This window comes from Halomonas sp. BC2 (genome assembly GCF_002078115.1).
Lineage (GTDB): Bacteria > Pseudomonadota > Gammaproteobacteria > Pseudomonadales > Halomonadaceae > Vreelandella > Vreelandella stevensii.
Map to the genome: position 1 here is coordinate 389,123 of NZ_LFGT01000009.1, position 9,612 is coordinate 398,734.

Here is a 9,612-nt window from a genome sequence, read left to right on the forward strand (position 1 = left end):
GCCGAGGCCCTGCGTGAAGGCGCGGGCCGCGTTGCCGAAAATCAGGCCCGCATGACCAAAGAACGCCTTGTCGAATGCTTTTGCGTCGTTGGCATCCTTGGCGGCCAGCTCCTCCAGCACGTAGGGGTGGCAGCGGATGGCGCCCTGACCAAAGATCATCAGGTTGCGGGTCATGATGTTGGCCCCTTCCACGGTGATCGCGACGGGGTTGGCGCTATAGCCGATGCCCAGGTAGTTGCGTGGGCCGAGGGTCACGGCCTTGCCGCCGTGAACGTCCATGGCATCGCTGAGCAGCACGCGCTGGAACTCGGTCAGCTGACTTTTCAGAATGGCCGAGGGGACGGCGGGCTTTTCGCCGTGGTCGATCAGGTTGGCGGTCTGGTATACCGTGGCGGCAGAGATGTAGGCCAGCGAGGCCATGCGAGCCAGCGGCTCCTGTACGCCTTCCATTTCGGCAACCGGCACGTTGAACTGACGACGTACCCGTGTAAAGCCGCCGCTCCAGCCCAGCGCATAGCGGGCGGTACCGGTGGCGCCCGAAGGCAGCGTGATGCAGCGGCCAATCGACAGGCACTCCACCAGCATCCGCCAGCCCTGACCGATCATGTCCGGGCCGCCGATGATGGTGTCCAGCGGTACGAAAACGTCCTTGCCCTTGATCGGGCCATTCATGAAGGGGCTGCCGATGGGGTGGTGGCGGCGGCCAATCTCCATGCCCTGTGTGTCACGCGGGATCAAGGCCAGCGTAATGCCACGGTCTTCTTCGTCGCCCAGCAGCTTTTCCGGGTCGAACAGGCGGAATGCCAAGCCCACCACAGTGGCAATCGGCGCCAGGGTGATCCAGCGTTTCTCGAAATTGAGGCGCACCCCGACCACTTCCTGGCCATCGATGACCTGCTTGCAGACCACGCCGGTATCCGGCAGCGAGGTGGCGTCGGAGCCTGCGCGGGGGCCGGTCAGGCCAAAACAGGGGATTTCACGGCCATCGGCCAGGCGCGGCAGATAGTGATCCTTCTGTGCCTGGGTGCCGTACTTGAGCAGCAGCTCACCGGGGCCCAGGGAGTTGGGGACACCGACGGTCACCATCAGCGTTTCGTTGGCGGAAAGCTTCTGCAGTACCATGGATTGCGCCTTGGCAGAGAAGCCCAGACCACCGTACTCCTTCGGGATGATCATGCCGAAGAAGCCTTCCTTCTTCAGGTAATCCCACAGTTCCTGGGGCAGGTCGGCACGCTCCTTGGCGATGTCCCAGGCGTTGCACATGCCTGCCGCCTTGGCGCACTGCACATCCAGAAAGGCCTGCTCTTCTTCGCTCAGCCCGTCATCCTTGAAATCCAGCAGCGACTGCCACTGGGGCTTGCCGGAAAACAGCTCTCCATCCCAGGAGACGCTGCCCGCTTCCAGCGCGGTGCGCTCGGTGGCAGACACCTTGGGGGCCACTTTCTTGAAGGTGGCAAAGATGCGTGGGGTCAACCAGAAGCGACGCAGGGCGGGCAAACCGGCCACGGCCACGGCCAATGCGCCGATCAGCAGCAGGGTGCCCGTTACGGGGGCGCCCAGCACGATGCCGACCAGGCCCAGTACGCCCAGCAGGGCCAGGGCAGGAGGTGCGCCTGCCTCGCGGCGCATCACCACCAGCAGGCCAGCCACGGCCAGCACGATGAGTAGTAGGGTGAGCATGGGGTTCTCCATAGGTGGGTGGTCTTGAAGGTATTTAAACGTATGTTTGAATATTCGCAGAATCGCTTGGCAGTGTGCAAGCGTTTCGGCCTTATACGTTCGCTCTATACCCTTCACTGTAGCTCAGTTGCGGCATAAAAAAACGCCATGGCGAATGCCATGGCGCGGGTTGCTGGATCAGCGTGTGCAGGTCGGGTCAGGCCTGTGTGGCGGGCGTTCCTTTGTTGACCGCTCCTTTGGCAGGCGCCCCATTGGCAATGTAGTAATCGACCTGGGCGCGGGGCAGGGGTTCGCGACCGCGAATGCGATCGGCGATCTTTTCGGCCAGCATGAGGGTGGGCGCATTCAGGTTGCCGGTAGGAATCACCGGGAACAGCGAAGCATCCACGACTCGCAGCCCTTCCAGGCCGTGCACGCGGCCCTGGGCATCGGTGACGGCCATGGCGTCTTCGCCCATCCGGCAGCTACCGCAGGGATGGTAGGCGGTTTCGGCGTGCTGCTTGACGAAGCTGTCCATCTCGGCATCGCTTTGTACCTCGGGGCCGGGGGCAATTTCACGCCCACGGTAGGCGTCGAAGGCGGGCTGGGCGATGATCTCGCGGGTCAGGCGTATGGCATCGCGGAACTCCTGCCAGTCCTTCTCCTTGGCCATGTAGTTGAACAGGATGCTGGGCGCGGCGTGGGGGTCTTTGGAAGTCAGCCGGATGCGGCCACGGCTCTCGGAGCGCATGGAACCGACGTGGGCCTGGAAGCCGTGGGCCTCTACCGCGCTTTTGCCGTTGTAGCTGATGGCGATGGGCAGGAAATGGTATTGCAGGTTGGGCCACTCCTCCTCGTCGTTGGAGCGGATGAACCCGCAGGATTCGAACTGGTTGCTGGCCCCAATGCCGGTTCCCTTGAACAGCCACTCGGCACCGATTTTCGGCTGGTTGTACCATTTCAGCGCCGGGTAGAGGGAGATGGGCTCCTTGCACTCGTACTGAATGTACATCTCCAGATGGTCCTGGAGGTTTTCGCCGACGCCGGGCAGTTCATGCACCACGGGGATGCCCAGCTCTTTCAGCCACTCCGGGTTGCCCACCCCTGAACGCTGCAGAATCTGCGGCGAAGCAATGGCACCGCCACACAGCAGTACTTCACGACGTGCCCGGGCCTGCGTGGGTTGGCCCTTCCGTTCGTAGCGGACGCCCACGGCACGCTTGCCCTCGAACTCGATCACGTCCGTGACGGCATGGGTTTCGATGGTCAGGTTGCTGCGCTGTTTGGCGGTATCCAGGTAGCCACGGGCCGTGGACGCGCGCCGCCCCTTGGGCGTGACGAAGCGGTCCATGGGGCCAAACCCTTCCTGCTGATAGCCGTTGACGTCTTCGGTTTCCGGGTAGCCCGCCTGCTTGGCCGCTTCGATGAAGGTCCGGTACAGCGGGTTGTTATCCGCCTTGGGCGTGGTGATGCTCACCGGGCCACCGCTGCCATGATACTCATTGGCACCGATGTCACGGTTTTCGCACTTCTTGAAGTAGGGCAGGCAGCTTAGGTAATCCCACTCTTCGAGCCCGGGCTGCTTGGCCCAGTGGTCGTAATCGAGGGCATTGCCGCGAATGTAGCACATGCCGTTGATCAAGGAAGACCCGCCCAGCCCCTTGCCTCGTCCGCACTCCATGCGGCGGTTGTCCATATGCGGTTCTGGGTCGGTTTCGAACGCCCAGTTGTAGCGTTTACCCTGGAGTGGAAACGCCAGCGCGGCGGGCATCTGGGTGCGAAAATCGAAGCGGTAGTCCGGGCCACCTGCTTCCAGCAGCAGCACGCTGACATCGCTGTCTTCGGTCAGGCGCGTGGCCAGCACGTTGCCTGCTGAACCAGCGCCAATGACGATATAATCAAATTCACGTACTTGCGACATTCGTTTACCTTGGCAAAGACGACATGAAGAGCATCAAACGGTGGCGGTGGGCGCCTTAAAACACCGATTCAAACGGGCCCATCTCGATCTGTACGGACTTGGTCTGGGTGTAGTGATTGAGCGTCTCGACGCCGTTCTCGCGACCAATGCCCGACTCCTTGTAACCGCCCACCGGCATCTCCGACGGCGATTCTCCCCAGGTGTTGATCCAGCAGATGCCGGCTTCCAACTGGTGAATCACTCGGTGAGCGCGGTTGAGGCTCTCGGTGAACACCCCAGCGGCCAGCCCGTACAGAGTGTCGTTGGCGCGGCCAATCACCTCGTCTTCATCAGCGAAGGCCAGCACTGACATGACCGGGCCGAAAATCTCCTCTTTCACGATCCGCATGTCGTCGGTGCAGTCGGTGAACACCGTGGGGGCCGCCCATGCGCCGTTGGCCCATGGGCCGCTATTCCACTGTTCGCCACCGGCCAGTACGCGGGCTCCTTGCTCTTTGCCCAGGGCGATGTAGGAGAGCACTTTCTCCTGATGCTCGAAGCTGACCAGCGGGCCAAAATTGATGCTGGGGTCCATGGGGTCACCGGCCTTGATGCGCGCCACGCGCTCGACCAGCTTGGCTTCGAAGGCTTCCTTGACGCTGCGCTCGACGAAGACACGGGTGCCGTTGGTGCAGATTTGGCCACTCGAATAGAAGTTGGCCATCATGGCGGCATCGGCGGCGCGGTCCAGGTCGGCATCGGCAAACACGATCAGCGGCGATTTGCCGCCCAGCTCCATGGTCACGTCCTTGAGCGTGGAGCCACCGGCAGCGGCCATGACTTTCTTGCCGGTGCCCACTTCGCCAGTGAAGGATATCTTGGCAATGCCGGGGTGCTCGGTGAGCATGGCGCCGACTTTTCCGTCACCTTGAACGACGTTGAAGACGCCATCTGGTAGGCCTGCCTCGGTGAAGATTTCGGCGAGTTTCATCACCGTCAGCGGCGTGACTTCGCTGGGCTTGAAGACCACGGCGTTACCCGCTGCCAGCGCAGGGGCGGCTTTCCAGCAGGCAATCTGAATGGGGTAGTTCCAGGCGCCGATGGCACCGATCACACCCAGCGGTTCCCGGCGGGTATAAACGAACGAGCTTTCGCGCAGCGGTATCTGGCTGCCCTCGATGGTGGGGGCCAGGCCCGCGTAATACTCCAGCGCATCGGCGCCGGTGACGATATCGACGCTGGCCGTTTCGCTGATGGGCTTGCCGGTGTTGCGGGTTTCCAGCTCGGCAAGCTCGTCGTTGCGTTCGCGTAGCAGTGCCACCGCGCGCAGCAGAATGCGTGAGCGTTCCATGCCGGTCATGGCCGCCCAGACACGCTGGCCTTGCTGCGCGGTGCGCACGGCCTCGTCGAGATCGCCCTGGCTTGCCTGGCCAACGGTGGCGAGCAGTGAGCCATCGTAGGGGTTGGTGGCGGTGAAGGTGTCACCTGACGTCGCCGCGACCGTGCGGCCATTGATATATAGAGGAAGTACGTCCTGATGGGCCATGGGGTTCTCCTTAATATGATGCGTCAGCGGTGGAGTGCTTCAGGCAGCCGTGGTGGGCCAGCAGTTGATCCAGATAGGCGTGGGCCAGTTGCCGTGCTTCCTGCGCATCCAGCCCTTCCGGCGCCAGGGCGCCGCGTAGCCAAAGACCATCGATCATGGCAGCCAGCCCGCGCGCGGCGTTGCGCGCATCGCGATGCGGCATGACGCGCTGGAACTGATGACACAGGTTGGCATATAGCCGACGGTCGTTGACGTGCTGTAGACGTTGCAGCACGGGCTTGTGCATGCTGCTGGCCCAAAAAGCGAGCCAGGTCTTGGCGGCAGGGCCGGTCACCTGGGAGCAGTCGAAGTTTCCTTCGATGATGGCGCCAATATGAGCGCGGGGCGAGTCGTCGTCCAGCGCCTGGCGGCGCGCCGCAACGGCATCGGTCAGGTCGGTCAGTATCTGGCGCATGGTGGCTTCGAGCAGGCCATCCTTGCCGCCGAAATAGTGACTGATGATGCCTGCCGAGACTCCGGCATGCCGTGCAATGCGCATGACCGTCGCTTCCGCCAGGCCCACTTCGTCGATGGCGGCCATGGTGGCCTTGATCAACTGCTGACGACGTATTGGTTCCATTCCCACCTTAGGCACGGCGATCTCCTGAACACTCTTCGAGGATGATGAAAATTATCATGGCACTTTTTTATTGAACGTTCAATCAATAAAAGGCAATTGACGGTACTTGCGGGCTGTCTTGTTCATTGGGAAATGAAATACCTGCGGCGATTGACTTGCCTTTTGCCAACGAGATTGGCATACTCTGCACCCGCTGATGTCGGAAAGGCTACGTAGCTCAGCTGGTTAGAGCACATCACTCATAATGATGGGGTCCCCTGTTCAAATCAGGGCGTAGCCACCGGTCAGCCAGGTACGCTTCTCTTGTGTGCCGTCATGGTGGCCCCTTAGGTCCTCCCGCAACGCTAAACTGCGAACCCCGCCAGGCCCGGAAGGGAGCAACGGTAGTGGTGGCTGCGTGTGCCGGGATGTGGCTTTTGGGGCCGCCTCCATTTCTGGTCTACTATTATCTCTCGCTATTGCCGCTGAGCATGTCGAATACTACTTGCAAGTTGGCTCTATATTCCCCTCAAGCGCCCCTTTGACTCACTGATTCCTGGCGATCATGCATCCATACGATGATGCTGTTTATTGAGCTGCGCCCTAATAGGAATAGGACGCTACACGAACGGTATAGGTGAATACTCAGTGACTGGTTCTTTCAGCTACAATTCTGACTTGATCAGCGGTGGGCTGATGGTGCGCGAGAGCCGCGCCGTTGCCGATTTGCTGCTGTCTGATGCCGATGAAGAGCAGTGGCATCAAGCAATCATCGTTGATAACCGCCTTCAGAAGAACCGTCCCGCCACTGCCAGGCGTACAGGGCAGGCGATTCGCAAGCGTCTGGAGAAGCTGGAGCCACCGTTTTGGCAAGCGCTGCGCGATGGCGACGATCAGCTCGCCAGGCAGGTGTCCTTCTGTGCGGCCATGGCACGTAATCTGCTGCTCGTTGAATTCCTCGAAAGTGTCGTCGCTGATGCATTTTTAACGCAGGCGGAAACGCTTCAGGCCTACCAATGGGCTGACTTTGTAGCCGAGCGTACTCATCGCGATAAAGCAATCGCAGGGTGGGCGGAGAGCTCCAGACGTAAAATGGGTCAGGTGGTATATCGTATGCTGACGGAAGTTGGCGTATTGGAATCCAGCCGATCGCGCAAATTACAGCCACTGTTGCTTCGGCCAGAGATAAAAATCCTGCTTGAGACCTACCAGCACATTCGCTTAAACGCATGTTGTCGCTTGCTGAGATAGGTACTCATATCACAGGTCTGCTTGTCAAAAAGCCGTGGCTTCGTCAAAACGCGGCTAAGTAGATCTTGCAAGCTGTGTCGCTGGCGGCATAGTCTTGCTTAATCAGCCGTTTGGATTAGACAACCTCTCGCATCACACATGCCTGACACAGGGACGCATCCGCATGTCACAGAGCGCTCATTACTCAGACCTTGGTGGTTTCAAATACCCCGAGGATGACCTTCTTCGGGCACGGTTGAACCAGGTGGCTGAAAAAATCTCTCAGCCCGACTTTCTAGCAGGTCAGGGTTTGGGTAATGAAATTGGCTTCTGGATTTTTGATTACGCGCCCGAACATGAGCTGCAGGTGCGTGCCTATCTGAATTTCCTCCCCTCGTTAATGGCACGGCAGCACCCTGATATCAAAATGGCACAGGTCAACCTGCTGGAAGTCCTAAAGGATTACCTGGCCGAGCGCGGCTTCCTGGATAAAGCCATTGCCATGCAAAAAAGCAAAGGCGATGCAGCACTGCTCAAGGCGCTGCGTGGGCCACTGCACATGGGTAAGTTTGCTCCCTATCTGCTCCGACACTCCTTGTCGCATGACCCCGATATCGTACTGCTTTCCGGTGTGGGTAGCCTATGGCCCATGGTGCGTGCGCACAGCTTGCTAAATGCGCTACACGGGCCACTCGGTCATAAGCCGTTGGTGCTGTTCTATCCAGGCCGTTACGATGGGCAGACGATGTCGCTGTTCAAGCGAATGGAAAGCAATAACTACTACCGTGCGTTTGCGCTTGTGCCCTAGCGCAACGGGTGGCGGAATTCGGTGTGTTGTATTCGCTCGCTGAGGAGTGGCCTTCAAAACTCCGAGATCTCTTGGCTTGAAACATCCAAGGTTGAAACATTTACAGGACTGATATGCACATTCAAGAGCTCTTCCTCAAACCGCTTAGCCGGTCAATCAACGGCGTGGTCAAGGCCGACCAGCGTGACCAGGAAACCATCTACCAGGAGCTGGATGAGTATGTCGTCACCAATGAGTTAGAAAAGCACTTTCGTGCTTTTTTGAGTCCTACACCACCCCCTTGAATGACCCGTCCATCGCCAACCGCGTGGGCGTTTGGGTGAGTGGCTTTTTTGGATCGGGTAAATCACACTTTTTGAAAACGCTTTCTTACCTGCTCGCTAACACGGAAGCGTTTGATGCCAACGGCCAGGCCAAACGGGCCGCTGATTTTTTTGACGAGCAGAAGCTGGTAGACAGCTCTATCCGGGCTGATATTGCTAAAGCTGTCCGTGAACCGGCCCACGTGGTGCTGTTCAATATCGACAGCAAGGCCAGCTCGAACGACGATGGCAACCCCATCCTGAACGTCTTCCTGCGTGTGTTTAACGAGCACCAGGGCTTTAGCTCCGATTACCCGCACATTGCCCACATGGAGCGCCACCTGGAAAAGCGAGGCGTGTATGAGCGTTTCAAGCAGGCCTTTAACGAGGCCAGCGGCGTGGTGTGGGAAGACGAGCGAGACGGCTATCAGTTTTATCAGGACGATATCGAGCAAGCGATTGGCGCAGCGCTCGATCTCTCTCCTGAAGCGGCGCATAAATGGTTTGAGGAATCCGAAACCAGCTTCAGCGTTTCGGTAGAGAACTTCTGCCATTGGGTGAAAGAGTTTTTGGAGTCGCAGTCAGCCACCCAGCGCATGGTGTTCATGGTGGATGAAGTGGGTCAGTTCATTGGCAGCGACACACGCTTAATGTTGACTCTGCAAACGCTCACCGAAAACCTGGGCACGATCTGCGGTGGTCGCGCCTGGATTGTGGTGACGTCTCAGGCCGATATGGACGCCGTGCTAGGCGAAATGACCGCCTCAAAAGCCAACGATTTTTCCAAAATCGCCGGACGTTTCAAAACCCGCTTATCGCTCTCAAGCTCCAACTCCGACGAAGTGATCCGCAAGCGCCTGCTGGTGAAAACCGACCCGGCACGCGCGGAGCTGGAAGGCGTGTTTGAGGCCAAAGGCTCCATTCTGCGTAACCAGCTGACCTTTGACCGCTCCGGCCCCACGCTGAAAAATATCGAAGGCGTCGAGAGCTTTATCGCCAACTACCCCTTTGTGCCGTACCACTTCCAGTTGGTGCAAAAAGTCTTTGAAGAGATCCGCAAGGTAGGAGCCACGGGTGCCCACCTGGCCTATGGCGAGCGCTCCATGCTCGATGCGTTTCACATGGCTGCCAAAGCCGTGCAAGAGAAGACGATTGGCGCGCTGGTACCGATGCACTGCTTCTACACGGCGATAGAAGGGTTCCTCGATACGGCGGTGAAGCGCACCATCGATCAGGCCAGCGAGAACCCCGTATTAGAAGCGTTTGATGTCGAAACCCTACGCACGCTGTTTATGATCCGCTATGTGGACTTGGTGAAGGGCACGGTCAATAACCTGGTAACGCTCTCACTGACTCAAATCGACGATGACCGCATAGCCATTCGTGAGCAGCTGGAAGCGACCCTGGCACGGCTGGAAAAAGAGAGCCTGATTACCCGCAACGGCGATGAGTACCAGTTCCTCACCAATGAAGAGCGCGACATCACCCGCAAGATCAAAGCTACCGAAGTCACCAGCAGCGACGAGAACAAAGAGCTTTCCAGCCTGATCTTCAAAGACCTGCTGCGCG

The 9,612-nt window shown here is 59.1% G+C and carries 8 protein-coding genes, 1 tRNA gene and 1 other RNA gene; 6 read left to right on the forward strand and 4 right to left on the reverse strand.

Annotated elements, in window-relative coordinates; genetic code table 11:
* The 4 genes from B7L71_RS08215 to betI form a co-directional block, all read right to left on the reverse strand.
* Positions 1–1,680, reverse strand: a 1,680-nt coding sequence (locus B7L71_RS08215) for an acyl-CoA dehydrogenase (protein ID WP_081137234.1), incomplete at its 3' end; no start/stop codon positions are given.
* 196 nt (positions 1,681–1,876) lie between these two features.
* Positions 1,877–3,580, reverse strand: coding sequence for a choline dehydrogenase (betA, locus tag B7L71_RS08220; protein ID WP_081137236.1), 1,704 nt, complete (start codon positions 3,578–3,580; stop codon positions 1,877–1,879).
* 55 nt (positions 3,581–3,635) lie between these two features.
* Positions 3,636–5,105 (reverse strand): betaine-aldehyde dehydrogenase, encoded by a 1,470-nt coding sequence (betB, locus tag B7L71_RS08225; protein WP_081137238.1) that lies wholly within the window; start codon positions 5,103–5,105, stop codon positions 3,636–3,638.
* Between the two features lie 10 nt (positions 5,106–5,115).
* On the reverse strand, positions 5,116–5,739 hold the full coding sequence (gene betI / locus B7L71_RS08230) for a transcriptional regulator BetI (RefSeq protein WP_212636739.1): 624 nt from the start codon (positions 5,737–5,739) through the stop codon (positions 5,116–5,118).
* Positions 5,740–5,930: 191 nt separating this feature from the next.
* Between betI and B7L71_RS08235 the strand changes: the two genes are divergently transcribed.
* From B7L71_RS08235 to brxC, 6 genes are all read left to right on the forward strand, one after another.
* Positions 5,931–6,004: transfer RNA gene (locus B7L71_RS08235), tRNA-Met, on the forward strand.
* Between the two features lie 45 nt (positions 6,005–6,049).
* Positions 6,050–6,146, forward strand: an RNA gene (ffs, locus tag B7L71_RS08240) — signal recognition particle sRNA small type.
* A 205-nt stretch (positions 6,147–6,351) separates the two neighbouring features.
* Positions 6,352–6,954, forward strand: coding sequence for a DUF1819 family protein (locus B7L71_RS08245; RefSeq protein ID WP_139790069.1), 603 nt, complete (start codon positions 6,352–6,354; stop codon positions 6,952–6,954).
* A 163-nt stretch (positions 6,955–7,117) separates the two neighbouring features.
* Entirely contained in the window at positions 7,118–7,741 is a 624-nt protein-coding gene (locus B7L71_RS08250; protein ID WP_212636740.1) for a DUF1788 domain-containing protein, read from the forward strand.
* A 113-nt stretch (positions 7,742–7,854) separates the two neighbouring features.
* Positions 7,855–8,025, forward strand: coding sequence for a hypothetical protein (locus B7L71_RS17665; RefSeq protein ID WP_249273206.1), 171 nt, complete (start codon positions 7,855–7,857; stop codon positions 8,023–8,025).
* Positions 8,022–9,612: BREX system P-loop protein BrxC (brxC, locus tag B7L71_RS08255; RefSeq protein WP_249273207.1), on the forward strand; the 1,591-nt coding region annotated here is incomplete at its 3' end. The genes B7L71_RS17665 and brxC, both read left to right, overlap by 4 nt.

Excerpts from the sequence above, each read along its gene's own strand:
- B7L71_RS08250 (WP_212636740.1), top strand. The coding sequence starts at position 7,118 with ATGTCACAGAGCGCTCATTACTCAGACCTTGGTGGTTTCAAATACCCC.
- B7L71_RS17665 (WP_249273206.1), top strand. The coding sequence starts at position 7,855 with ATGCACATTCAAGAGCTCTTCCTCAAACCGCTTAGCCGGTCAATCAAC.
- betB (WP_081137238.1), bottom strand. The coding sequence starts at position 5,105 with ATGGCCCATCAGGACGTACTTCCTCTATATATCAATGGCCGCACGGTC.
- betA (WP_081137236.1), bottom strand. The coding sequence starts at position 3,580 with ATGTCGCAAGTACGTGAATTTGATTATATCGTCATTGGCGCTGGTTCA.